The 25,055-nt window shown below is 43.9% G+C and carries 23 protein-coding genes and 1 other annotated feature; of the genes, 17 read left to right on the forward strand and 6 right to left on the reverse strand.

Annotated elements, in window-relative coordinates:
• Positions 1-94 precede the first annotated feature (94 nt).
• Positions 95-1,927 (forward strand): M6 family metalloprotease domain-containing protein, encoded by a 1,833-nt coding sequence (locus tag NAF01_RS04715; RefSeq protein WP_250801898.1) that lies wholly within the window; start codon positions 95-97, stop codon positions 1,925-1,927.
• 42 nt (positions 1,928-1,969) lie between these two features.
• Here NAF01_RS04715 and NAF01_RS04720 read toward each other — a convergent pair whose 3' ends face one another.
• The 4 genes from NAF01_RS04720 to NAF01_RS04735 all read right to left on the reverse strand — a co-directional run bounded on the left by NAF01_RS04720 (position 1,970) and on the right by NAF01_RS04735 (position 7,322).
• A complete protein-coding gene (locus NAF01_RS04720; protein WP_250801899.1) occupies positions 1,970-2,890 on the reverse strand; it encodes a ketopantoate reductase family protein in 921 nt (306 codons plus the stop codon).
• A gap of 217 nt (positions 2,891-3,107) precedes the next feature.
• A complete protein-coding gene (locus NAF01_RS04725) occupies positions 3,108-4,559 on the reverse strand; it encodes a carbon starvation CstA family protein (protein WP_048010567.1) in 1,452 nt (483 codons plus the stop codon).
• Positions 4,560-4,851: 292 nt separating this feature from the next.
• Positions 4,852-5,583 carry a LytR/AlgR family response regulator transcription factor gene (locus NAF01_RS04730; RefSeq protein ID WP_197214332.1) on the reverse strand — a complete coding sequence of 244 codons (732 nt, stop codon included), beginning with the start codon at positions 5,581-5,583 and terminating at the stop codon, positions 4,852-4,854.
• Positions 5,583-7,322, reverse strand: a complete 1,740-nt coding sequence (locus NAF01_RS04735; protein ID WP_197247269.1) for a sensor histidine kinase — start codon at positions 7,320-7,322, stop codon at positions 5,583-5,585. Before NAF01_RS04735 ends, NAF01_RS04730 begins: the two co-directional genes overlap by 1 nt.
• Positions 7,323-7,499: 177 nt before the next feature.
• Here NAF01_RS04735 and NAF01_RS04740 point away from each other — a divergent pair, with 177 nt between their 5' ends.
• The 7 genes from NAF01_RS04740 (at position 7,500) to NAF01_RS04770 (ending at position 13,223) form a co-directional block, all read left to right on the forward strand.
• On the forward strand, positions 7,500-7,910 hold the full coding sequence (locus NAF01_RS04740; RefSeq protein WP_222498452.1) for a GNAT family N-acetyltransferase: 411 nt from the start codon (positions 7,500-7,502) through the stop codon (positions 7,908-7,910).
• 64 nt (positions 7,911-7,974) lie between these two features.
• Positions 7,975-8,607 carry an NUDIX hydrolase gene (locus NAF01_RS04745; RefSeq protein WP_226619465.1) on the forward strand — a complete coding sequence of 211 codons (633 nt, stop codon included), beginning with the start codon at positions 7,975-7,977 and terminating at the stop codon, positions 8,605-8,607.
• Positions 8,597-9,175: a nucleotidyltransferase family protein gene (locus NAF01_RS04750; RefSeq protein ID WP_226619464.1), complete on the forward strand. Its 579-nt coding sequence runs from the start codon at positions 8,597-8,599 to the stop codon at positions 9,173-9,175. The genes NAF01_RS04745 and NAF01_RS04750 overlap by 11 nt, the downstream gene beginning before the upstream one ends.
• On the forward strand, positions 9,172-9,738 hold the full coding sequence (locus NAF01_RS04755) for a hypothetical protein (RefSeq protein ID WP_250801900.1): 567 nt from the start codon (positions 9,172-9,174) through the stop codon (positions 9,736-9,738). Before NAF01_RS04750 ends, NAF01_RS04755 begins: the two co-directional genes overlap by 4 nt.
• 59 nt (positions 9,739-9,797) lie before the next feature.
• Positions 9,798-10,538 (forward strand): type I methionyl aminopeptidase, encoded by a 741-nt coding sequence (gene map / locus NAF01_RS04760; protein ID WP_250801901.1) that lies wholly within the window; start codon positions 9,798-9,800, stop codon positions 10,536-10,538.
• 108 nt (positions 10,539-10,646) lie between these two features.
• Positions 10,647-10,853: a binding site (T-box leader), on the forward strand.
• Positions 10,854-10,901: 48 nt separating this feature from the next.
• Complete coding sequence (tyrS, locus tag NAF01_RS04765) at positions 10,902-12,149, forward strand: tyrosine--tRNA ligase (RefSeq protein WP_250801902.1); 1,248 nt, start codon at positions 10,902-10,904, stop codon at positions 12,147-12,149.
• A 78-nt stretch (positions 12,150-12,227) separates the two neighbouring features.
• Complete coding sequence (locus NAF01_RS04770) at positions 12,228-13,223, forward strand: zinc-binding dehydrogenase (protein ID WP_048010576.1); 996 nt, start codon at positions 12,228-12,230, stop codon at positions 13,221-13,223.
• A gap of 44 nt (positions 13,224-13,267) precedes the next feature.
• Here the strand turns inward: NAF01_RS04770 and NAF01_RS04775 are convergent, their stop codons facing one another.
• Positions 13,268-14,311 (reverse strand): lactonase family protein, encoded by a 1,044-nt coding sequence (locus NAF01_RS04775; protein WP_250801903.1) that lies wholly within the window; start codon positions 14,309-14,311, stop codon positions 13,268-13,270.
• A gap of 121 nt (positions 14,312-14,432) precedes the next feature.
• Here NAF01_RS04775 and NAF01_RS04780 point away from each other — a divergent pair, with 121 nt between their 5' ends.
• From NAF01_RS04780 to NAF01_RS04820, 9 genes are all read left to right on the forward strand, one after another.
• On the forward strand, positions 14,433-15,200 hold the full coding sequence (locus NAF01_RS04780) for a hypothetical protein (RefSeq protein WP_222498467.1): 768 nt from the start codon (positions 14,433-14,435) through the stop codon (positions 15,198-15,200).
• 268 nt (positions 15,201-15,468) lie between these two features.
• Positions 15,469-15,765, forward strand: coding sequence for a hypothetical protein (locus tag NAF01_RS04785; protein ID WP_048010579.1), 297 nt, complete (start codon positions 15,469-15,471; stop codon positions 15,763-15,765).
• Between the two features lie 121 nt (positions 15,766-15,886).
• Positions 15,887-16,702, forward strand: coding sequence for an STAS domain-containing protein (locus NAF01_RS04790; protein WP_250801904.1), 816 nt, complete (start codon positions 15,887-15,889; stop codon positions 16,700-16,702).
• A 177-nt stretch (positions 16,703-16,879) separates the two neighbouring features.
• On the forward strand, positions 16,880-18,103 hold the full coding sequence (gene mtnK, locus NAF01_RS04795; protein WP_163140065.1) for an S-methyl-5-thioribose kinase: 1,224 nt from the start codon (positions 16,880-16,882) through the stop codon (positions 18,101-18,103).
• A gap of 13 nt (positions 18,104-18,116) precedes the next feature.
• Positions 18,117-19,178, forward strand: a complete 1,062-nt coding sequence (mtnA, locus tag NAF01_RS04800; RefSeq protein WP_197214498.1) for an S-methyl-5-thioribose-1-phosphate isomerase — start codon at positions 18,117-18,119, stop codon at positions 19,176-19,178.
• A 378-nt stretch (positions 19,179-19,556) separates the two neighbouring features.
• Positions 19,557-20,828 (forward strand): S8 family peptidase, encoded by a 1,272-nt coding sequence (locus NAF01_RS04805; protein ID WP_197247294.1) that lies wholly within the window; start codon positions 19,557-19,559, stop codon positions 20,826-20,828.
• A 176-nt stretch (positions 20,829-21,004) separates the two neighbouring features.
• Positions 21,005-21,793: a class II aldolase/adducin family protein gene (locus tag NAF01_RS04810; RefSeq protein WP_048010584.1), complete on the forward strand. Its 789-nt coding sequence runs from the start codon at positions 21,005-21,007 to the stop codon at positions 21,791-21,793.
• 101 nt (positions 21,794-21,894) lie between these two features.
• Positions 21,895-23,226: a CoA-disulfide reductase gene (locus tag NAF01_RS04815; protein ID WP_163140072.1), complete on the forward strand. Its 1,332-nt coding sequence runs from the start codon at positions 21,895-21,897 to the stop codon at positions 23,224-23,226.
• A 105-nt stretch (positions 23,227-23,331) separates the two neighbouring features.
• On the forward strand, positions 23,332-23,679 hold the full coding sequence (locus NAF01_RS04820) for a VOC family protein (protein ID WP_241746591.1): 348 nt from the start codon (positions 23,332-23,334) through the stop codon (positions 23,677-23,679).
• A 35-nt stretch (positions 23,680-23,714) separates the two neighbouring features.
• On the opposite strand, the gene NAF01_RS04825 is transcribed toward NAF01_RS04820, so the two are convergent.
• Positions 23,715-24,923, reverse strand: a complete 1,209-nt coding sequence (locus NAF01_RS04825; protein ID WP_163140076.1) for an MFS transporter — start codon at positions 24,921-24,923, stop codon at positions 23,715-23,717.
• Positions 24,924-25,055: the final 132 nt, after the last annotated feature.

Here is a 25,055-nt window from a genome sequence, read left to right on the forward strand (position 1 = left end):
TATCACGAACTTCTATATGAAACCATGCTTTCTTCCTATTTAGAATATACTGAATATTATATAATATTTAGATTACAGAAATAGATTATAGGGAGTGAGTATATTGTTAAAAGTTCTATCAACTTCAGCTTTATCGCTTGCTTTAGCAGGAAGTGCCGTTTTTGCAGGAGCCGGGCCGGCAGATACTCAGGCTAAGCAGGAAAGCAAGTATCAAATCAGTCTTGCACATCATGTCGGTGCGTCACCGGAGCTTGCTGCAAAAGCTAAAGAATTGGGAATTGACCTATCGAAGGTTGACCCGGCTGAAAAAGCAGCTAAGGCAGGTGCAAAATTCCAGCAGCCTGGCGACAACCATGTTGCGTATAAAGAGGCAACAGGGGATATTCCAGTTCTGGTTCTTCTGGCAAAGTATCCGGAAGGCGATGAGCCGGTCGGCGATATGCCTGGACAAGTTCCGGCTAAATATTATGAGGATTTAATCTTTGGAACAGAATATAATCCTTATGAGCTTCCTCAATTCCAGAAATATGATGGACCGGATGTTCCAAAGGACCGAACAATGCAAAATGCTTACAAAGAATCCAGTTATGGAAAGACAAATCTTGTCCGCAAAGAAAACACCGAATTTGTATGGGTTGAGATGCCAAGAGGAGCTTCCTATTACTTAGACCAAGAGGGAGCATATGCCGAGGGCGGAGAATATAAGCTTGGAAATGTGAATGGAGACGCACATACAGGTGAATTCATCCGTGATCTATTAAAAGCAGCAGACGATCAGGTTGATTTTTCGAAGTATGCCGAAAATGGGGAAGTGCCTAATATCTTCGTCATTCATGAAGGTACAGGAGCTGAATTCAGCCGTGATCCGGCACAGTTCTGGTCTCATAAGTGGAGCCTTTTAAGTGCTTTGTATTATGGAAAATACTATGAAACTGGCAAACCTGCAGATGTTCATGCTGGCATGTCCCAAGGTGAATGGATTAACAAAACAGTTGCTGAAGATATGACATATGATGGGGTAGTAGTCAACAACTACAACATCCAGCCAGGAATCGGCGGTAACGTGGCTGGATTTGATGCAGCAACAAATACGTATAAAGATGAAGCAAAAACAGGTCCATTCCCGGCACAAACTGGGGTTTATGCCCATGAATTTGGACATGCATTGGGATTACCTGACTTTTATGATACGGTTTATAGCTCTGAAGGGGTAGGGAACTACTCGATGATGGCAGGCGGATCATGGCTGCGCTATCCGAATAAACCTGAATATGGCGGAAACTCTCCGGCACACTTTGACCCGTTCTCTAAGATTTTCTTAGGGTGGGTAAATCCAGTTGAAGTAAAGCCTGGGGACACGAAAACTATTACATTGCCTCCAATCAATAAAGCGGATGCTGACAACGGCATTGTCAAAATGGAAGTGCCAGGCTCAAACGGAACTGAATACTTCCTATTTGAAAACGTTCAGCAGGACGGCTTTAACAAAGGGTTTATCCGTCAGGGTGAAGACGCTAAAGGCTTAGTGGCATGGCATGTAGATGAGAACATTATCAACCTGTACCAGACAGCCGGCTTCCGTCCAAACAATGTGGAAAACTGGATGAACAAACGCTTCCAGTACAACCAATCGGAAACAGCTAGTGACGGAACAGTCGTAACACACTACGGCTTATCTGTTCTGCAGGCTGATGGCAAGTATGACCTGGAGAAAAATCTAAACCGCGGGGATGCAGGCGATTTCTTCAAATCAGGCAGCCAAATCACACCTGTCTCCGGAAATGTTCATACTGGCTCTTACTATTTCTGGAAGGGCAACAGCTCAACACCGGCTGACTCCGGAATCCATGTAACAGACATTAAAGAAAATGCGGATGGATCTATCACAGCGAAATTCTTCTATAATTCGAACAGCAGTACAAAATAATAGACTAAAAATCCGAGCAGGCTACCCTGCTCGGATTTTTGTTTAAAGACTATTTTTCTCATATACTTGCAAGTTTGCATAAATCGCTCCAAGAACAGGAGCATCTAAATTCAGCAGTTCAGCCTTTTTCAGCAAGTATCCGAAGAAATGATCCGCTTCAATAGCCTGCTGCTTTTCCATATCTCGCTGCAGGGAAGATTTCATTTCATAGCCCATTTCATGTATTTTTTTAACCTGAGTTTCTTTAATCCCTTCAGCTAGCGGAGCACCCAGCGCTTTCATTATGGCAGATGCCTCTTTTAGTACCTCTTTAATCGAATTTAATCCGAAAGCCTGCTCGCGGATCGGACCTATAGGTGAGCGGAACAGGGAGGTAACGCCGGAAAGTGTGGAGATAAACAGGTACTTATGCCACATCTCCTGTTCAATCTTTTCAGAGAGGCGGAAGTTTGCTTTTGTACCTGAAAAAACTTCTTGAAGCTGCAGAATCCGATCCGTTTTCTCACCGGAACGCTCCCCGAAAACCAAGTCATGGACAGGGCTGGTCTGAACCACTTTCCCATTTTCACCAAGAGTGGTTTCAATAAAGCATAGGCCGCCCAGAACGTTCTCTTCTCCAAAAGCAGCTGTCAGCTGATCCATATGAGCAATTCCATTTAAGAGAGGAAGAATCAAAGTTTTATTGTCTGTGTATGGACGGATATCCCTGATGGCTCCCTCAAGATGATAAGCTTTGGTAGAGAGCAGGATGACGTCGAATGATTCTGCCTTTTCTCCAGCCTGAATCGTTTTTGGTCCCGAAAACATCATTTCCCCATAAACACTTTCCACCAGCAGCCCATATTTCTCAAGCTGCTGCTTTCTTGTCTCCCTTACCAAAAACGTAACATCCTCACCTTTTTCCAAAAGTCTTCCGCCAAAATAGCCCCCAATGGCTCCGGCTCCAACAACCAATATTCTCATACAATAGTGCCTCCCTTTGATTAAATGGAAAAGTGCACGCATGTACGTGCACCTTTGCCAGATTGTTAAGTTAAATAGAAGAAGATGCCTGTTCCTGATAACATAACTGCTGCTAAAATTAATTTGGCAGAATGAGAGAGTGAATCCTCGCCTTTCGCGTTTATTCTCTTCTCTTCCTCATTTACCGTTTCCCGGTATTTGGGATTGCAGCAGCCCATTAAGCAGATCTTTTCCAGCCGGAAATATCCTCTTCAAGCGGCAGATTATTCGCCCGAGCTTTTTTAGCCGCGGAGAAGAACAGGGCTACAAGAGCAACTGTGCCGATTGCACCGCCAATCCAGGCAGTACTCCAGGATAATCCGAAACCGATTGGTGCGTTTAAGATATACGTTAAGACCATCAGCAGCATGAATGTGCCAGGAATAAGCGAAATCCAGTAATTTTTCTTTGCGATATACAAGTACATGGCACCGACAAACAGTGCGATAACTGCTGTTGATTGGTTAGCCCAGCTGAAGTATCTCCATAAAATGTTAAAGTCGATTTGCGTTAGTGCCAGTGAAACCGCGAACAAAGGAATGGCGATCCACAAACGGCTTGAGAATTTCTTCTGAGCAAAATTAATATAATCAGCAATAATCATCCGTGCACTTCGGAAAGCCGTATCTCCTGAAGTGATTGGAAGGACAACAACTCCAAGGACAGCAAGTGTTCCGCCGATCGCACCAAGCATCATAGTGGAAGCTTCACTGACGACTGCTCCAGGACCTCCGTTTGCAAGGAAATCACTTAATCCGTTATAGCCATCAAACAAGCTCATTGCAGCAGCCGCCCAGATCATCGCGATAATTCCTTCTGCAATCATCATGCCATAGAAAATTTTGCGTCCCTGGTTCTCATTCTGAGTTGTACGGGAGATAATCGGTGTCTGTGTTGCATGGAAGCCGGAAAGAGCACCGCAAGTAATCGTGAAAAACAGCAATGGAAAAATAGGTGCATTAGCCGGGTGGAAATTCTGCAGTGAAATTTCGGGAATATTAGCGCCGGTCGCAACTAAACCGATACCAACACCAAGTGCACTGATTAAAAGCAATGCTCCAAAGTATGGGTATAAGCGGCCAATAATTTTATCAACAGGCAGTAAAGTCGCCAAAATGTAATAAATGAAAATTGCAGCAATGATGAGGGTTACAGATACCTTCTGATCCATCACCACATAAAGCAGATCAGCCGGAGTCGTAACAAACACCGTACCAACCAATAACAGAAGCAGTACAGCGAAAGCGTTCACAACATGCTTCATGACTTTCCCGAGGAACTTGCTCGCAAGCTCGGGCAAATGTGCGCCGCGGTTGCGGATAGAAATCATTCCTGTTAAATAGTCATGAACAGCACCGGCAAAAATACAGCCGACCACGATCCAGATAAAAGCTGCAGGCCCGTAAAGAGCTCCCATGATCGGACCGAAAATCGGGCCGGTGCCAGCAATGTTCAACAGCTGGATTAACGAGTTTTTTGGCGTACTCATGGCGATGTAATCCACACCGTCAGCATGTGTATAGGCAGGTGTTGTACGTGCCTCCTTCACACCGAAAACTTTTTCAACAAACTTGCCGTACGTAAAATAACCTACAATTAAAAGTGCAATACAGACTAAAAAAGTAATCATATTTATCCCCCTTTATGAATGCGTTTACATTAATTATATAAAAGAAGGAGAAAATTTGAACAATTTGTGTCCAACATGTAAAAAATGAAGATTAAAAGGCAATGAAGGGGGATTAAGATGCATGGAAAAACGTAAGTGTGTTTGAAAATTCATTATATTATGATTGGAAAAAGGGTAGGGTGCATATTTTAGATCAAGCGCAATTAACCTCGAGATCAGTACAAACCTAATTCAAAGTGCACTCGCATCCCCAAGCAGCAAAAAAACAAAAAAGCACCGTCCCGATGCTTTTTCACAATTCCAATCGCACCCGCAGTGCTTTCACATAGTTCCTGCTCACAGACAAGAGTTCTTCCCGGCCTTCCATCTCAAGCTGATAGGCACCGTTAAACCAGGGGGTCAATCGAGTTACATAATCCAGATTCACCAGGTAACTCTTGTGAATCCTGAAAAAAGAGAAGGGTAAAAGCCTGCTCTCCAAATCCTTCAGGGGGGTTTTGGTTTCATGCTCTCCGGTCCTGGTGATAATCCGGGATACTTTTTCATCCCGGCCGATATAGAGGATTTCTTTTGGCTCCAGGTATAAAATTTCCCCATCTTCTTCAACAGCCAGTTTGCCGGCCGGCTTGCCGATGTCATTTTCTTTTTTGGCGCCAATCAATTTTTCCACACGCCTGATGGTCTGCTCGAGCTGTTCCTCGTCGTAGGGCTTCAGTAAGTAATCGGTTGCTTCATAGCGGAAGGCTTCAGCAGCAAACTGCGGGTAGGCCGTTGCAAAGATGATAAGCGGTACTTTTTTCAGCTCGTGCAGGGACTTGGCCGCTTCCATTCCGTTCATTTTAGGCATCTCGACATCAAGGAAAACAACATCCGGCTGAAGCTGGATGGCTTTCATCACCGCTGTTTCGCCTGATTCAGCCTCGCCGATAACCTGAATTGCAGGAAATTCCTCCAGTAAATGCTTTAATTCATCTCTGCTGTAGCGTTCATCATCTGCGATTAAGGCTCGGATCGTTTTTTCCATCAGCTTTCTTCCTCCGTTTTCGGAATGGCGAATTGAATGTCAGTGCCTATGCCTGGCGTGCTTGCAATTTGCAGCGAAGCTTCCTCGCCAAACATCATGGTCAGCCGGCGGTTTACATTGTACAATGCAAGTCCTGATCCCGTTTTTGACTGCAGGGTTTCCTTCCCAATCTGTTCAGCTCTCTCCTTGCTCATGCCCTGTCCATTGTCCTTCACTTTTACTATAGTCATTCCGTCCTGTTTCTGAATTTTAATCATAATGATACAGTCTTGTTCCTTGTTCTGAATCCCATGTTTTACTGCATTCTCCACAATCGGCTGCAGAGTGAGCGGCGGGATTCTCTCCAAAAGGGCATCTTCTTCAATGTCATATATAACTTGGAGCCGATCCACAAACCGGGTTTCCTCAATTGATAGATAGGCCTTTACATGTCTAAGCTCCTGTTCAAGGGTTGTACAGCTGACAGTTGTGGCCGTCAGGTTCTGCCTCAAAAAATGGGAGAGTGATACAAGCAATTTCCGTGCCTGGGCAGGCTCAATCCGCACAAGGGAAATGATCGTATTTAATGAATTAAATAAAAAATGCGGTGATATTTGCGCCTGCAGCGCTTTAATTTCAGCTTCTTTTGCCAGCTGGAACGATTTGTCAGCTTCAGCGATCTCAAGCTGATTGCTGAGCAGTACACTGAGTCCCGAAATCAGCTCCATCACGAGAGTTGTCATTTCTTTTTCCGAAGTGAAGTAAAACTTCAGCGTTCCGATCGTTTCGCCGCGCAGCTTTAAAGGAGCGACAATGGCTGCACCAAGTGGGCAGTTTTCCTGCCGGCAGTGAATGGACTGGTCATTGGCAGCCGCAATTTCTCCGTGCTGAATGACATCCCGTGTGATCCGGGTCTGAATGGGGCTTCCGGAACGGTGGTGGTCATTTCCAAAGCCGACATGGGCAAGAATTTCAGTGTGATTGGTGATTGCAACTGCTTTCATCTGAAGTTCCTTATGTAAAATCAGGCAGACTGCCAGAGCGGACTTATGATTGATGCCTTCCCGAAGGTGAGCAAGGGTCTGGTCTGCAATCCGAAGCGTTTTCTGTGCGTGAAAAGCACCTGCTTTTTCTTCTTCGTTAATAACATTTTTTATAATCAGCAGGAATAAGGCACTGCCAAGCCCATTTGCTATTATCATAGGAATTCCAATCATTTCGACAAGTGCGACTGCCTTTTCCATGGGCCGTGATATTCCAAGGATAATCAGCATTTGCACGGCTTCAGCCGCAGCACCAATGAAGAAGGCCGATGATAGCTTCACATGTTCGTTCTTTCGGCGGAAAAAGCCGGCAAGCAGCCCTGCCACTATGGACGCCAGCCCGCAGGCAATTCCGGTAAAGCCTCCAAGCGTAAACCGGTGGAATCCTGCTATAATTCCTGCGCCAATTCCTACTTTAGGGCCGCCAAGCAATCCGGCGAGCACGACCCCGATCACCCTGGAATTGGCAATGGCTTCATCAGAAGCAAGCTCGGATGCCCAGCGGTTAAACTGGAGTGTGTCTGTATTAAATGCTAGCCCGGAATAAGTTCCAATGATGCCAAAGAAACCAAAAAAAAGAATGGCTTTATACTCTTGCTGCCGTTTTAATCTTTCACCATAAATCATCTCTCTGAAAAAGCGGAACCTTGTCAGAACCAGCGCAATCGTAACAATGATTCCAAGCCGCTCCAGCATTGTAATCAGCAGTTCAAGCATCCCTTATGCCCCTTTAACCAAGTCTATTATCATCATTCTAATAGATTAAAGTGTAAATGAAAAATGGCCTGTTTGAATTTTTCAAAAAAATCGCAGGCTTTTTATAAATAATTGTCGAAAATATCTTGTTAGCAGGCTTTTTGACTGCTTCTTTCCGATAATAATGGAGCTGACAAAATGATCGAATATAAAGTGGATATAGAAGGAATATCACCAGATATGCTGGACGGTTTTTTTGACGGGTGGCCAAATCCGCCGAGCCCTGAAAAACATCTGAAGCTTTTAAAAAACAGCACGAAGATTGTGCTTGCTGTTGACCGCGATAAACATGCAGTGGCCGGATTCATCACAGCAATCAGCGATGGAGTGCTATCTGCCTACATTCCCCTGCTTGAAGTACTGCCTGAATACCAGCAGCAGGGAATCGGCCAAAAGCTGGTCACCCGAATGCTTGAAGAGCTGGACGGCATTTACATGATCGATATTATGTGCGACCCTGAATTACAGCCGTTTTATGAAAAGTTCGGAATGATCAAATCTTCGGGAATGGTGCAGCGTAATTATCATAATCAATCAGGAAAGCAGTAACAGGGGAAACTGGAAGCCGGGTATCCCTTCAATATAGTTTATCTAAAAAGAGGAGGCCAATTAATTGGACACAGAAATTCTCAATATTTTTGATGATAACCGAAAACAAATCGGTGTAGCTTCTCGTGAAGAGGTCCATCAAAAAGGCCACTGGCATGAAACTTTCCATTGCTGGTTTGTTAGCAGGGAGCATGATCAGGAATATATTTATTTTCAATACCGCAGCATTGACAAAAAGGATTACCCCGGACTTCTGGACATAACCGCTGCAGGCCACCTTATGAGTCATGAATCTGTCATGGACGGCATGAGGGAAGTGGAGGAAGAACTGGGGATTCATGTTGATTTTGCGGACTTGGTGCCGCTGGGTGTCATTGAATATATTGCAGAGAAAGAAAATTTTATCGACAAAGAACTGGCGCATGTATTTCTTTATGACAGCGTCCATGCACTGGAGGAGTTCAACCCGCAGCTGGAAGAGGTAACAGGAATCTACCGGATTGCTCTGGAGGACTTCTATGAGCTTTGGTTTGAAGCAAGAGAACATATTAAGGCAGAAGGGTTTCAGGTTGAAAGAGACGAAAGAATCACCTCTGCCATTACAGTGCGCAAAGAGGACTTTGTTCCGCATGAGGATTACTATTACAGGCGCGTACTGCATTCAATTCGGGAGATGGAGAGGGAACATGCTGATTAAGACTGAAGAAGATATAGTGAAGATGGTAAAGCAGGACAAATGGATGATGGCCATCCTAACAGCTGCAAAGTCTCTAGACCTCCCTGACTGGTGGGTCTGTGCCGGCTTTGTGAGGGCAAATGTCTGGGATACTCTTCATGGATTCAGTAAAAGAACTCACTTGCCAGATGTGGATGTCGTTTATTATAACAAGTGTGACCTTAGCGAAGAAACGGAAAAAGAACTGGAGTCTAAGCTTAAATACCTTCTGCCCAAAGTGCCATGGTCAGTGAAAAATGAGGCAAGAATGCATCTCATTAATGACCTTTCCCCATATATATCATCAGTGGATGCGATCTCAAAATTTCCTGAAACGGCGACTGCCCTTGGATTAAAGCTTGATGACAAAAACAATATTATATTAACTGCTCCATGGGGGATCGAGGACTTGCTTGCCCTTAAAATAAAGCCAACACCTATGTTTGCTGAAGATAGCAAGTTATTTGGAGTTTACCTGGAGCGAATTGAAAAAAAGAACTGGAAATTATTATGGCCAGGGATTGAAGAAATTCAAGGAAGAAACCAATGAAAAAGGTGTTTTTAATACTGATATTGCTTATGCTGCCAGGCGGTTCGCCAATACTGGCAACAAAATGGGTGGAACTAAATCCGGAAGAGGTCGAATCCCGGTCACAAGTCATTGTGCTGGGAACATATAATTTTAAAAGTAAACCAAAATCAGGCAAGAATAATTTTTATGGAAGCCAGTTTCATGTTGAAAAGGTTTATAAAGGAGAAGCGGCAGATAACATCACGGCAGGCATTGAAATATTCGATGATGGATGGGCTGAGGAATTTCAGCAGGATGGCGGCAAGTTTCTGTTATTTTTGGAAAAAACAAAGGAAACACGCTTTCTTGTTCCCGTTGCTGGCCCCAATGGAATGGTTCAAGTGCAGGATGACAGAATTGTATCTGGGCATGAGGACTATTACGGAAAAATAATAAATGAAGAAGCAAGAATACCAAGCCCTGTTAAAAAAAATGAAAGTGAAGGCTATCTGCTTGAAATCTTACTGTTTTCCTTAACTGGCTTTATCACTCTCCTGCTAATTATTAGACTTTTATCAAGAGAAAAGCCGAAATCTTATTAAGCGCGCTGCATTTAGATTATAATAGAGAAATAACAACAAAAGAAAAGGCAGGATTTTGTATGATTGTAAAAAATGAAGAAGAATTAGCAAAACTGAAGAAAATCGGTAAAATTGTCGCGGAGATTCGCGATGCGATGATTGAAAAAACCAAGCCAGGCGTAACAACCAAAGAGCTTGATGATTTAGCCGGAGAACTGTTTGAAAAACACGGAGCTATTTCAGGCCCTAAAGGAGAATACGACTTTCCAGGCTTTACTTGCATAAGCGTGAACGAAGAAGTGGCCCATGGCATTCCCGGAAGCCGCATAATAAAAGAAGGCGATCTTGTAAACATTGATGTTTCCGGATCAAAGGATGGCTATTTCGCAGACACAGGCCTATCATTTGTCGTTGGTAAAGACGAGAAGCTGCAAAAGTTATGTGATGCGGCACAGGAAGCTTTTGACGAAGGCCTGAAAAAATTAAAGCCGGGCGGCAAGCTGAGCCTCGTTGGTAAAACGGTTCATAAAGTCGCAAAAAACAATGGATTCAATGTAATCATGAATCTGACCGGCCACGGTGTAGGCCGCTCCCTTCATGAGAAGCCGGACCATATCCTGAACTATTTTGATCCATGGGATAAGCAGCTGCTAAGAGAAGGAATGGTTGTAGCCTTCGAACCGTTTATCTCAAGCGGAGATGAAGAAGTAAGAGAAATGAGCGACGGCTGGACGTTTGTCACACCTAATAAAAGCCATGTCGCCCAATGTGAACATACCGTTGTTGTCACAAAAGAAGGACCCATTATCTTAACGAAATAATCATGAACCAGGGGCATTGAATGTTCCTGGTTTATTTACTTTTAAGATTTATTAAAAAAACACTTGAACATTCCAAAGCAATTCGCTAGAATAATAAAAATTTCAAATTTTAAAGTAATGACAGAAATCAGTAGCTGTTTTCTCCCTGTTTTAGAGAGCTGATGCCCGGTGAAAATCAGCACATAGATAGCAGTGAATTACCTTCTTGAACTTTCTCTGTGAACAGAAGTAGCAGGGAACGGCTCGGACCGTTAATCCGCTGAGTGGAAGAGCAATCTTCAATAAGGGTGGTACCGCGTTAACCACGTCCCTTTCTTTAGGGGCGTGGTTTTTTGTATTCCATAAACAGAAAGGATGGAAATCATGGATAATTTTTTCGAAAAATTAACAGCCCAACAAAAGCTTGAAACAGAGAGGCAGCTTGAGATTTACTGCAATGGTGCCCAGGAGATTCTGCCAAAAGCCGAATTGAAGAATAAAATAGCCAAATCCATTTTTCAAAATCAGCCTTTAAAAATTAAGCTGGGTCTTGATCCCTCTGCTCCGGATGTCCATATCGGCCATACGGTCGTGCTGAATAAATTAAAGCAGTTCCAGGACAACGGCCACGTCATTCAGCTGATCATTGGCGATTTTACAGGGAAAATTGGAGACCCGACAGGGAAATCTGCAGCCCGAAATCAGCTCACAGATGAAGAAGTGAAGCATAATGCCAAAACCTACTTCGAGCAATTCAGCAAAGTGCTGGACATGGATAAAGTCGACCTTCACTACAACTCAGCATGGCTTTCTGACCTCCAGCTTGAAGACGTTATCCGCCTGTCTGCAAGCATAACGGTTGCCCGCCTGCTCGAACGAAATGACTTTTCAGAGCGCCTGGCCACAGGTAAGCCGATCTCGCTTCATGAGTTTTTCTACCCGCTGATGCAGGGCCACGACTCGGTTGTTCTCGAAAGTGATATCGAGCTTGGCGGAAATGACCAGCATTTCAATGTCCTGATGGGACGCCATCTGCAGGAGCATTTTCAAAAAGAAAAGCAGGTTGTCATCCTGATGCCGCTCCTTGAGGGCCTGGATGGCAAAGAGAAAATGTCCAAATCGAAAAACAATTACATCGGTGTCGATGAGGATCCTAATAATATGTATGGCAAAACGATGTCCATTCCGGATGAGCTGATTGTAAAATACTTCAATCTCGCAACAGATTTGCCGGTGACCGAAAAACAGCAAATCGCGGAAGAACTGGAAAACGGAACTCTTCATCCGCGTGACGCCAAAATGCTCTTGGGAAGAACAATTGTCCGCATGTACCATGGTGCAGCTGAAGCCGAGAAAGCCGAACAGCATTTCCAAACCATTTTCCAAAAAGGAGCCATGCCGGATGAGATCCCGGAAACCGAATGGAGGGGTGAGGGTGAAATGTTCATTACCGACCTGATTGCCGGCCTTGGCCTGCTTTCATCCAAAACAGAAGCAAGAAAAATGATTGCAGGAGGCGGCATCCGTTTAAACGGAGAAAAAGTCAGCGATGCAAAGCTGCTCGTGAAAATTACAGACGGATTAGTTCTTCAGGCAGGAAAAAGAAAGTTTGTGAAACTGAGGCTGAACTAGGCAAATCGCTTTTTTCCCCAATCCTTTTCAAGATATGATAGAATAGACGAAATTTTTAAAGAAAAGCGGGTGGAGAAAATGAAAGCGGTCATTCATGAAGGTAAAGCCGGTCTTGCCGGGTTATCTTATGGTGAAATTGAAAAGCCTGAGCCGGGTGCCGGCGAAGTCAGGGTGAAATTAAAGACGGCAGGGCTGAACCATCGGGATTTATTTGTCCTGAACCGCCACAAGCCGGAAGATCCTGCGCTTGTCATCGGTTCAGACGGAGCGGGAATTATCGACGCAGTCGGAGATGGCGTTGCAGACATGAAGTCAGGCGATGAAGTTATCATCAATCCCGGACTCGGCTGGAAGGAAAAAAGCGAGGCACCCCCAGCCGGCTTTGAAATCGTCGGCTTGCCGTTTCATGGGACATTTGCGGAATACATCATAATTCCGGCTGAAAACGCTGCACCCAAGCCAGGGTATTTAACCTGGGAGGAAGCGGGTGTCCTTTCCCTGGCAGCACTAACCGCCTACAGAGCATTATTCACTAGAGGAAAGCTTCAGGCAGGCATGAAGGTGTTCATTCCCGGAATTGGAGGGGGTGTGGCAACCTTCTTAATGCAATTCGCAAAAGCGGCAGGGGCATCTGTGTATGTGGCTTCACGTTCAGAGGAAAAATGCCGAAGAGCTTTAGAAATTGGTGCAGATAAAGCCTTAAACAGCAGTGAAGAGTGGACGGAAGCCCTTGGCGGGGAAAAGGTGGATCTTGTCATTGAATCTGTTGGCCCGGCTACATTTAATAAATCTCTGGAAATCCTTCGGGGTGGCGGTACCATCGTAACATTTGGCTCCTCTACAGGGGATGTGCTGGAACTCAATCTCCGCAGCCTTTTTTACGCTCAGCAAAACATGCTTGGTTCAACAATGGGAAGTGCAGAGGAATACCATGAAATGCTCCATTTTATTGAAAAACATCAAATTAGGCCGGTTTTGGATCAGGCATTTCACCTGGAACAATATGAACAGGCTTTTGAAAAAATCGCAAACGCGGAGCAATGGGGGAAAATTGCTTTCAAAATCAGCGAATAAAAAAAGGGGTGAGATGCTGCAAAAAGCAGTATCTCACCCTTTTCTTATACATGTAAAAACTTCACACAAACCGGATCCGGTACTTTCACATCAGACTGAAGCAATGTAAGCTTCCCTGTATTTTCATTTCTCGAGAACAAAACAATATTGCTTGAATTCTGGTTCGAGCCGATCAAAAATTTTTCAGATGGATCGAGTACAAAATCACGCGGCCAGTTTCCTTCTGTGGAGGTATGCTCCACAAATGCAAGCTCTCCATTATCCTGATTGACGGAGAAAACAGCAATGCTGTCATGCCCGCGGTTGCCGGCATAAACGAAGCGGCCGTCGGAAGAGATATGAATGGCGCTTCCCTGGTTATTTTCCGTAAAGCCTTCCGGAAGCGTGGTTATAGCCTGCTTTTGTACGAAGCTTCCATCTCCATGATACTGAAGCAAAAGAACTTCAGAGCTAAACTCGGTCATCACATAGGCATACTTGCCTTTTGGATGGAACACAAGGTGTCGGGGACCGCTGCCCGGCTTTACAGACAGGATACCTTTTTCCTTCAGGATTCCTTCATTCACTTCATACGTAATCACCTGGTCTGTTCCCAGGTCAACTGCAGCTAAGTATTTTTCGTCCGGAGTCAGCCCGGCATAGTGAGTATGCGGTTTTTCCTGCCTGCTGTCAGGACCTGATCCGCTATGCTCCATAACCGAAACAGCAGGATTTAATGAGCCGTCCTCATTTGTTAAGTAAGACTCGACTGTCCCTTTATGGTAGTTAGCACTGAAAACATTGCGCACGGAAGAATCCACACTGACATGGCATGGAGGGGATCCGGCAGAAACCTGGCTGTTGATTTTCTCAAGTGAACCGCTGCTGCTTTCAAGACGATACGCAGCCACTCCGCCGGATACGCCTTCCTTGGCTACCGAGTATAAAAATTGATTATCCCGGCTGATTGTCAGGTAGGTGGGATTATCCAATTGTGCTGCAGTCCTTACATCGGAAATTTTGCCTGCTTCTGTATCCAGAACAAATGAATATATCCCTTCACTTTCACCCTTTGTGTATGTGCCTATGTATCCTCTGTACTTGGTCATATGAAGCCTCCTCTATATGTTTTCTCCTGAAAATACTCTATCATAATTTGCCTTCTAAACAAAAGGAAGAGGAATTTTGCATGGGAAAAAGAATAGTAAAAGGTACATATAGGAGAGGATGATGAGGTTGAACGCACCCCATTCGATATTGTCAGTCTGGAAAATCTTTGATCGTTTTCCGATGGAAACACTGACAAAAGCATGGTACTACGATAAAGCAGGAACGAAAAAGCAGAGAGATGTTTCTTTAATGAAGGAGCACCGTGCCCAATATGGCATTGCCGGAAACTGTTTTGACCTCGCGATTTGGCTTCTCCATGAATTTAAGGAGGCAGGAATTCAGGCCTATCCTGTTGGCCACGATTTGAAAACACCTTCTGCACATGCAGCAGTGGTGGCGGTGGATGAAGAAGGCCGCCGCTTTCTATGTGATCTGGGCGACCAATGGCTGCAGCCCATATTAATTGATTCAAAGGCCCGGGATTTTACTCCTGAAAAAATAAGCGGATTTTTCCCGGCAGCAGATGTCCAGGTTTCATCTGAAAGCGGGCAGCTGGAAATTATCTATCACCGCCCCAACGGAAAAATATCGCAGCAGAGTTATGATACGGATCCGGTTGAACTGAATTCCTTTTTGGAAGCAGCAGAACGATCGCAAAACTCTATTTATCCAAAAGCTTTACTGGAGCAGCGGCTTCTCTATAAAAGCGAAACCGCTCACTGGGAATTTTACAATTGGAAAAGCTTCCTCAGTACCACAGAAGGCCTGTACCATGATGTTCCTGCTGAATCTATTGAAGAATGGGCAGACCGTATTCATCAAAAGACAGGGTATAATCGGGAGTTTTTAATAGAATCATTGGGCTTCTATAAAAAGCTGGGAGATTGAATAACTGATGCCGGCTGAGAATCTTTTTATCTGAATGTCACTCAAAAACTGGATTCGCTTATAAAATGAGATTTCGCTCATAAACACAAAAACCTCGCTCATAAAATGGGAATTTCGCTCATAAACACAAAAAATCGCTCATAAAATGGGAATTTCGCTCATAAACACAAAAAAATCGCTCATAAAATAGGAATTTCGCCCATAAATACAAAAATTGCTCATAACATCCCAAATTCCGCCCATAACGCGAGTAACCAAAGGAGCTGCCATGTACATTAAAATCTATCAATATCATATCCGCCCGGAAAACGAACAGGAATTGATGCTGGTCCAGCGGAAAGCTGGTAAAATCTACCGGAATTACATCGAGGCTCAGACTAAAATGTTAAAAAATAAAAAAGATGAGACAAAGTGGACAGAAATCAGTTTTTTTAAGTCGGAAGAGGACTATCAAAGCAAGCTGCCGCTGATTAACAACGATCCCGGCATCCAGGAGCTTTACAAAAGGTTTGAATCACTTCTGATCAGTGATATAAGGGAAGAGGATTATGAGGAGTGGTTTTAAAAACTATAGCTACTGACTTTCCCTCTTAGGGAAAACCTCCTATTTATTTCCCATTCTGTCATTTTGAAGTTATAGTACGATATAATCGAAGAAAGACATAAGAGGGGAGATATATACATAAATGGAGCCTATTCATAAAGTTTCAGCGTATCTTACTCAAAATGCAGAGGTTTTATCTAGAGAACTGGTTAAAGAAATCGTAAAGCGATTTGGTTTCGAAATCCCCAAACCGGAATTTGAGGCTGCCGTTTCGATGTATTTGGAGTTTATGAAGTTCCTGGGAACCATGATTGCAAGCAGCAATGACATGGTTCCTGAAGGGCTGGTTGAATGGAGCAAAGGAAATGGCGAACGGGCTGCCTCCGAGGGAGGGAAAATTTCTGATATCGTCATCCGGTATCCGGACACCCGCCTCGTTTTTACTGATAGATTAAAGAATATTGGCGAGAAGTTTGAATTAACGGCTGATGAGATTATTTCTATAGTTAAAAAAGTGAACTTTATGCTGGATATCAGCATCAATGAGACCGTATTTGCCTTTGAACGGCACTCCGAGGAACAACTGAGAGAGACGCAATCTCAGGTAAATGAGCTTTCTGCAGCCATTGTACCGATTCAGGACAGCATTGCAATCCTTCCATTGATCGGCAGCATAGACTATGACAGAGCTCAAATCATCATTGAGAAGACAGTCCCTCGGGTCAGTCAGCTGGGAATTGAAACCCTAATTATCGATTTTTCCGGCACGGTGAATATAGATGTTGAAATTGCCAATCATATTTTTGATATCCGGAATATTCTCCAGCTAATAGGTGTTAAGACCATTGCAACAGGTGTGAGACCGGATTTAGCAAAAAATGCTGTTGTCCTTGGCATTGACTTGTCATCCCTTGAAGTATACACGAACGTCCTGCAGGCGATTAGAAGCATTAAATAATGGTAATGAATGGAGCTGCTCATAAAGCGGCTTTTTTTTATAAAAATTAGAAAGTGGAATATTTAAAAAACAATTGTCGAACCCCAAGTCACATGATAGTATTTAGATATTTTCCAATATATTAAATTAACAAAATTATAGATACTATTAAAAAGATTCGTATGGGAGGCTTTTTGCATGACTGTTTTTACATCCGCTTATTTTACAATGACTGAACAGGAAGCCATTGAATATGCCAGGACAAGGCTGAATTATTTTGCTCCAGATGCTGAATTGGACTGCAGGGAAATTGGCGATGGCAATTTGAACTATGTTTTCAGGCTGACTGACCATAAACACAAGAAGTCGCTGATTATCAAGCAGGCCGGACCGGTTGCCAGGATATCAGATGAATTTAAGCTGTCTCCTGACCGCAACCGTATTGAATATGAAATTCTTGATCTGCAAAACAAGCTCGCTTCTGGCTTCGTGCCACAAGTGTTTAACTACGATCCAGTAATGAATTGTACCGCAATGGAGGATCTGTCAGATTACACTATTATGAGAACAGCCTTAATGCAGCATGAAAAATTCCCGCTGTTTGCTGACCATATCTCGACTTTTCTGGTAAATACCTTATTGCTTACTTCAGATGTCGTAATGGGGCATAAGGAAAAGAAAGAGCTCGTCAAAAAGTTTATCAACCCGGAACTATGCGAAATTTCAGAGGACCTCGTCTTCACAGAACCGTTTTACGATTGTGTGAGAAATGAAGTGTTTGAAGGCACCAGGGAATTTGCCAAAAAGGAAATTTGGGAGGATCTAAAGCTTCAGCTTGAAACGGCAAAGCTTAAATTTGAGTTTATGACCAATGCCCAGTCCCTGCTGCATGGCGATCTGCACACAGGTTCAATTTTTGTAAAAGAAGATTCTACTAAAATTATTGATCCTGAGTTCGCCTTTTATGGCCCGGCCGGATACGATATCGGAAACGTGATTGCCAACCTGATTTTCGCCTATGTGAATGCGAAATATACCATCACTGAAGATGAAGCAAGAACCGATCAGCTTGGTTATCTTGAAAACACAATAGAAGATATTATCGACTTGTTCCAAACGAAATTCCTGCAGGCCTGGGATGAGAAAGCAACTGAACAAACAGCCAGCTATGAAGGCTTTAAGGAATACTATCTTGATACAATTCTGCGTGACACAGCAGCAGTCACAGGACTTGAATTGTGCAGGAGAATTATCGGGCTGGCTTCTGTAAAGGATGTCACATCCATTGAAGATAACACCAGCAGAGCTGCAGCAGAAATGATTTGTCTGGCAGCCGGAAAAATGTTTATTATGGATAGGGAATCTTTTAAAACAGGAGCGGATTTTGTGCGCACTTTAAAAGACTGTGAAAAAAGATTCTAGAGGAGGCAGCATGATGGGGAAACCAGTGGATGTGATCCAGTCTGTGAGATTGGACGATGAAATCAATACACTCATTCTATTAGATCAAACAGTTCTGCCGAATGAAAAGAACTTTTTGCATTTGAAAGAATTAAAGGATATTTGGGATGCAATCTATCATTTAAAGGTCCGAGGTGCACCTGCCATTGGAATAGCCGCGGCTTACGGTGTTTATTTGGGCACAAAGCAATCAGCCGCAGATAGCTATGAAGAACTTTATCTGGATTTTAAAAAAGCGAAAGAATACCTGGCGTCATCACGGCCAACTGCTGTCAATCTGTTTTGGGCGCTCGACCGCATGGAAGCCCGTTTCCAGAAGGAAAAAGGTAAAGCTGCAGCGGAAATAAAGCAGGCCCTGAAAGCGGAAGCAGAAAAAATTCGTGCTGAGGATGAAAAAGTTTGCGAATCGATCGGACAGTACGCGCTTTCTGTACTTGAGCCTGGATGGGGCATTCTGACACACTGTAATGCAGGAACAATTGCGACCGCTAAATATGGGACAGCCCTTGCTCCGATTTATTTAGGGCAGGAAAAGGGATATGATTTTAAAGTATACGCCGATGAAACCCGCCCGCTTCTGCAGGGGGCCCGCCTGACCGCATGGGAGCTCGAAGAAGCAGGTGTGGATGTCACGCTGATCTGCGATAATATGGCCAGCATCGTCATGAAAGAAGGAAAGATTCAAGCTGTACTTGTCGGCTGTGACCGTGTTGCAGCCAATGGTGATGCAGCCAATAAGATTGGAACATCCGGCGTTGCGATTCTCGCGAAACATTATAATATACCTTTCTATGTTTGTGCTCCGCTGTCAACAGTTGATCTTGCATGCAAAACAGGGGACGACATCCATATTGAATTAAGAAATTCAGAAGAGATTACTTCTAAATGGTACGAAAAGCCGATGGCGCCAGAGGGTGTAAAAACCTATAATCCCGCCTTCGATGTAACAGATAGTGAACTGATCACAGGCATTATCACGGAAAATGGCATCGCGTATGCACCTTACACAGAAAGCCTTCCAAAGATGTTCAAATAAGAAGAAATAGCCTCCTGACCAAGCGGTTAGGAGGATTTTTATTCTTCATATCTTTAAAGCGTTTAACTAGGAAAATGTCCCTGGCATCCATAAAAACGGAGTGTAATTTTACTCTTTGTATCTATCGAAGGAACTAATTTTTTTGGGGTAATTTATTTATTGCTGGAAATATTATGAATTTAACAACATATGGATAGTGGAAAAATTTTGTAAATCAGTCAAAATGCCTGTTACTTTTTTAGAAGCTATGTTTCTATGCCTGATTCTAAAGTCTGATAATTAAACATTTTAGCATATTGTTAGAGTCTGAATATTTTAAATATACTAGAAATACAACAGGAATCGACAGAAAAATATAGACTTGAGAGGAGAAAAAGGATGAAGAAAAAAAGGGCATTAGGAGCAGCACTTCTAAGTATGACCATGGGTTTATCAGTTTTCACAGCGGGGGCATTCGCTAAAGAACCGGAGACCCAAAATGAAACCTACCGGGTATTGATCCAGGGTCCGGCAAATGCTAAAGCCAGTGTGAATTCACAGGTGGACAAGCGTTGGGATTTTGGCAGCGATGGCATGACTGCAGAGGTTAATGCTAAGCAATATCAGGCACTTCTGAAAAATAAGAACTTAAAGATTGAAAAAGTAAGCGAAGTTACTCTTGATACTGCCAGAACAGAGGCATCCAAGAAAGATTCAGTTTCTATTCAGGCAGCAGGATATCCTAGTGATCAAACACCATGGGGAATTGCTTCGATCTATAATAACAGCAGCATTACGAGTACGTCAGGCGGAAGCGGCATTAAGGTTGCAGTTCTTGATACAGGCGTTTATACCGGTCATATTGACCTGGAAGGCTCTGCGGAGCAATGTAAAGACTTCACTCAATCCACTCCGCTTGTAAATGGTTCTTGTACGGATCGCCAGGGCCATGGAACACATGTAGCCGGGACGGTTTTAGCACATGGAGGATATGATGGCCAGGGGATCTATGGAGTTGCTCCACAGGCGAAGTTATGGGCATATAAAGTCCTTGGAGATAATGGTTCGGGATATTCGGATGATATTGCAGGAGCAATCCGCCACGTAGCGGATGAAGCATCCCGTACTGGTTCTAAAGTGGTCATCAATATGTCCCTTGGTTCAAGCGGCAAGGATTCCCTCATCAGCAGTGCGGTTGATTACGCATACAGCAAAGGTGTCCTTGTTGTTGCTGCAGCAGGAAACTCAGGCTACAGCGCTAATACAATCGGCTATCCTGGAGCTTTAAAGAATGCGATTGCGGTTGCAGCTCTTGAAAACGTTCAGCAAAACGGTACATACCGTGTAGCCAACTTCTCATCCCGCGGAAATCCTAACACGGACGGTGACTATATCATTCAGGAAAAAGACGTGGAAGTGTCTGCACCTGGTGCAAGCATCGAGTCTACGTGGTATAACGGAGGCTATAACACGATCAGCGGAACATCCATGGCAACACCTCACGTAGCAGGCCTTGCCGCAAAGATTTGGTCTTCCAGCCCATCCATGAGCCACACTCAGCTTCGCACAGAGCTTCAAAATCGTGCCAAGCAATATGACATAAAAGGCGGATACGGAGCAGCAACTGGTGATGACTATGCGTCAGGCTTCGGATACCCACGTGTAAAATAAACGAACAGAATCATACCCCTGATAACCGTCTGATCTCTCATCAGGCGGTTTTTTTAATATTTCCGCGGAAATGATCAAATTTTGGCGAAACAAGAAAACTAATAGAAAATGCTGAAACAAATTTATTTTGAATATACAATAGGGAGTGGATGTGAATAGGAAGGGAGCTGGCAGCCATGGCTGTTCATAATACATATCTTAATGACCAGGAAGCAAAGGAATTCATCTGCGAAATCGGCAGAAGAATATACAATAAAAACTTCGTTGCTGCAAACGACGGAAACATTTCCATTAAAGTGAACGACCGTGAACTTTGGACATCACCAACCGGAGTGAGCAAAGGGTTTATGACACCGGATATGATGGTTAAGATGGACCTTTCAGGTAATGTCCTGGAAGGAGAGCTGAAGCCTTCTTCAGAAGTAAAGATGCACCTTAGAGTGTATCAGGAAAATACTGAAGCAAAAGCTGTTGTCCATGCCCATCCGCCTGTTGCAACTTCATTTGCCATAGCCGGAATCAGCCTTGAAAAACCCGTTTCACCGGAAGCGATAGTCTTGCTTGGCAAAGTTCCGGTAGCCCCGTATGCCACCCCCGGAACACAGGAAGTGCCGGATTCCATTGCTCCATACTGCAGGGATTACAATGCTGTCCTTTTAGCGAATCATGGCGCACTAACCTGGGGAAGAAACATAACTGAGGCCTTTTTTCGGATGGAGTCATTGGAACACTATGCACTCATGCTGATGTATTCTGAACACATCATTCAAAAGTCAAACGAACTTAGTACAGAACAAATTGCAGAGCTGATCACAATCCGCGAAAAAATGGGTATTCATACGGGTGGAATACCGGTTTCGAAAAGTGATAAAGAAATCCGGACAGCTTCCGGCCTGCCGGAAGAAATAATCGAAAATATTGTTCGGAGAGTAACGGAAGAAGTCCTAAAAAACGTTTTAAAATAGCCAAAAAGGGATAGCTATAAGGGTATAGCAACATTGTATAATTTACCCCTTTTAACGAAACCTATCTTGAATACCTTATTGAAACGTGAGGAGAGATTCTGATGAAACTGCTGGTCATTGGCGGGGTGGCTGCAAGTATGTCAGCCGCATCGAAATTAAGAAGAATGGACGATAAAGCGGAAATTACCGTCTATGAAAAAGGCAAATTTTTATCCTACGGTGCCTGCGGTCTTCCGTATTATATTTCCGGCGAAAATGATGATTACCGTAAAATGATCGCAAGAACACAGGAGCAATTTGATGAGAGGAACATTAAAACACATCTGCAGCATGAAGTTTTAAAAGTGGATACAAACAAAAGGGAAGTAACGGTTAAAGACCTTGCATCTGGTAAAACGTTTACAGATACATACGATAAGCTGATGATTGGAACAGGCACGTTTCCTACCATGCCCCCATTTCCTGGAGCCGATCTTGAGAACGTTCAGGTGCTGAAAACAATGGAAGATGGAATGGTACTAAAAGAAATTTCCCGCAAACCAGAAGTGAATGATGTTGTAATTGTCGGCGGAGGCTATATTGGAATCGAAGTGGTTGAAGCGATGAAAACCCTCGGCAAAAATGTGCGGGTTATTGAAATGGGTGAGAGAATTTTAGCTCCTTTCGATAAGGAAATAACCGATATCGCTGAAAAAGAAATCCGTGATAACGGCGTACAACTGAATCTGGGTGAAAAGGTAGAGAGCTTCAGCGGCAATGGGAAAGTGGAGAGTGTCAAAACGGATAAAGGCACTTATAAAGCAGACTTAGTGCTTGTTGCTGTTGGTGTAAAGCCTGCTACGAAGTTTCTGGAAGGATCGGGAATAGAGATGGCGGAAAATGGAGCCATCATCATCGACCGTGAAATGCGGACAAATATTGAAGGTGTTTATGCTGCGGGGGATTGCGCTCAGGTTTATCACAAGGTGCTTGAAGAAAATGATTATATTCCGCTGGGAACAAACGCGAATAAATGCGGCCGCCTGGCTGGGGCCAATATAGCCGGCAGTCATGAAAAATATGTGGGAACTTTGGGGAGTGCCGCGATTAAAATTTTTGATATGGAGCTTGGGAGAACGGGGCTTTCCGAGGAGGATGCTAAAAAGCTTGATATTGGCTACACAACTGAATTTGTAAAAGCGGCCGACCATCCGGACTACTACCCGAATCAGACTCCTATCTGGATCAAGCTGATATGTGAGAAAGGAACAAACCGAATACTCGGAGCCCACGCCATCGGAAATAAAGGAGTGGTCCTTCGAATTGATGTATTTGCCGTTGCCATCCACAATAAGATGGCAGCAGAAGAGCTTGGCATGGTGGATCTTTGTTATGCTCCGCCGTTTGCGGGTGTCTGGGATGCTGTCCATATCGCAAGCAATGCAGCAAAGTAATGGATTAAAGTCAGCGGAATTCGCTGGCTTTTTAATTTTCTCAGGAGGTTTTTGTAAGAAGGTGTTGAATATTGTCCATATACAATCCCTTTTATGGAGGCTGAAATGTTTACAAGAATTGATACAGTTTTTCTGCAGGTAACTGATTTTGGAAAAGCCATTGAATGGTACAGCACAGTGCTGGGTTTCCCGGTAAGATGGAAGGATGATCAGGGAGGGTATGCAGCCCTGGAGGTTGGGGAAACGCCTTTAACCCTTGTCCGTTCTGAAAAAGTAATTCCCTCCTCTTATATGCCATTTAACTTTTATGTTTCCGATATTGAAGAAGCACATCAGCATCTGGCAGGGTATAAAGTGAAAACCGGTCCAATCGAGGATGATGGAACGGTAAAGTGGTTTGAGTTTGAAGATCCTGACGGCAATAAGCTTGGCGTATGCCATTTTAAAGAGTAAGGAAAAGCTGCCTTTTTAGGCAGCTTTTACAGTTATTAATAAGAGTCCTTCGCTAGCTTAGGATGGCGGTTCATGGCACCTAGAAGAATCAGTCCGCTCAGGATAAGCAGGAGGCTTGTGACCACGAAGACGGCAGAAAAACCCAAATAGCCGGAGATCAAACCGCCGATGACCGGTCCGATTATATTCCCGAAAAAACGAAGACTTGTGTTGTACCCAAGCACTTCACCCTGCATAGCAACCGGCGCTTCCTGGCGGATATAGGCGATCCGGACAGGAATGATGCCCCCGATGGTGACACCAAGTGCAAAGCGGACAAGAACAAGCTGCCACATGTTTGAGACAAATCCTCCCGGCAGATAAAACACGCCTGCGAGGAAGAGGAGAACAACCAACGTTTTAATATAGCCGTACTGATCCCCAATTTTCCCCCATTGCCTGGCCATCAGCAAGTTGCCAAGCCCTGCAGCTGAAAAAGCAATCCCCGCAAAAAACGCCAGATTTTCCGGTCCGTGCAATTCACTGACATATAGGGATAGGATAGGCTGGATGCTGAAGTGGGCGATTTGAACAAGCGTTGATATCAGCATAACTGTCAGCAGGATGGGATTACTGATAATATGCTGAATGACCGCCTTGCTTGAATACCGCGTTTTCTCGCCCTTTTGAGTTTGGATTCTGTGTTCTTTTGTGAAAAAGACAAGAAAAGCGGAAACAAAGATGGCGATGGAGGTCCATTTGAAGGTATCTGAAAATCCGAATAAATCTGCAAGGACTCCGCCGAGAAGAGGGCCCATCAATGAACCTGTGATGCTTCCGGTCTGCAGTGTCCCCATCACCCTGCCGGCAATTTCCTTCGGAGTTTGCGTGGAAATAAACGCCTGTGACATTCCGATGAAGCCTGTAAAAATCCCCGTAAACAGCCTGAGAAAAAACAGCTGCCAGACATTTGTTACGTACCCCATCAGAAATATGGATATGCCCATGCCGATTCCGGACAGAATCAATATTTTCCTGCGCCCAAAAAGATCCCCGATTCTTCCCCACACAGGTGAAAAAAGAAACGCAGTCACAAATGTGATCGCAAACGTCCACCCTGACCAATGCTGCACATAGGTTGGAGATTGGTCGCCAAAGCTTTCTATATATAACGAAATAAAGGGAAGGACCATCGTCATGCTGCCAGCCACAAAAAAATTGGCAAACCACATAATCATTAAATTTCTTTTCGTCTGTTTTACCATATTTGAAACACTTCTTTCCGGTCAACGTTTCGTTTCCCTAAATATATAATAACGAAGATTACAAAAAATAGGAAGGGTTATGCTATCACTCTAATTTTTATATATCCTCTCAAATATGATAAAAACCGCTTT

This window comes from Cytobacillus firmus (genome assembly GCF_023657595.1).
Taxonomy (GTDB): domain Bacteria; phylum Bacillota; class Bacilli; order Bacillales; family Cytobacillaceae; genus Cytobacillus; species Cytobacillus firmus_B.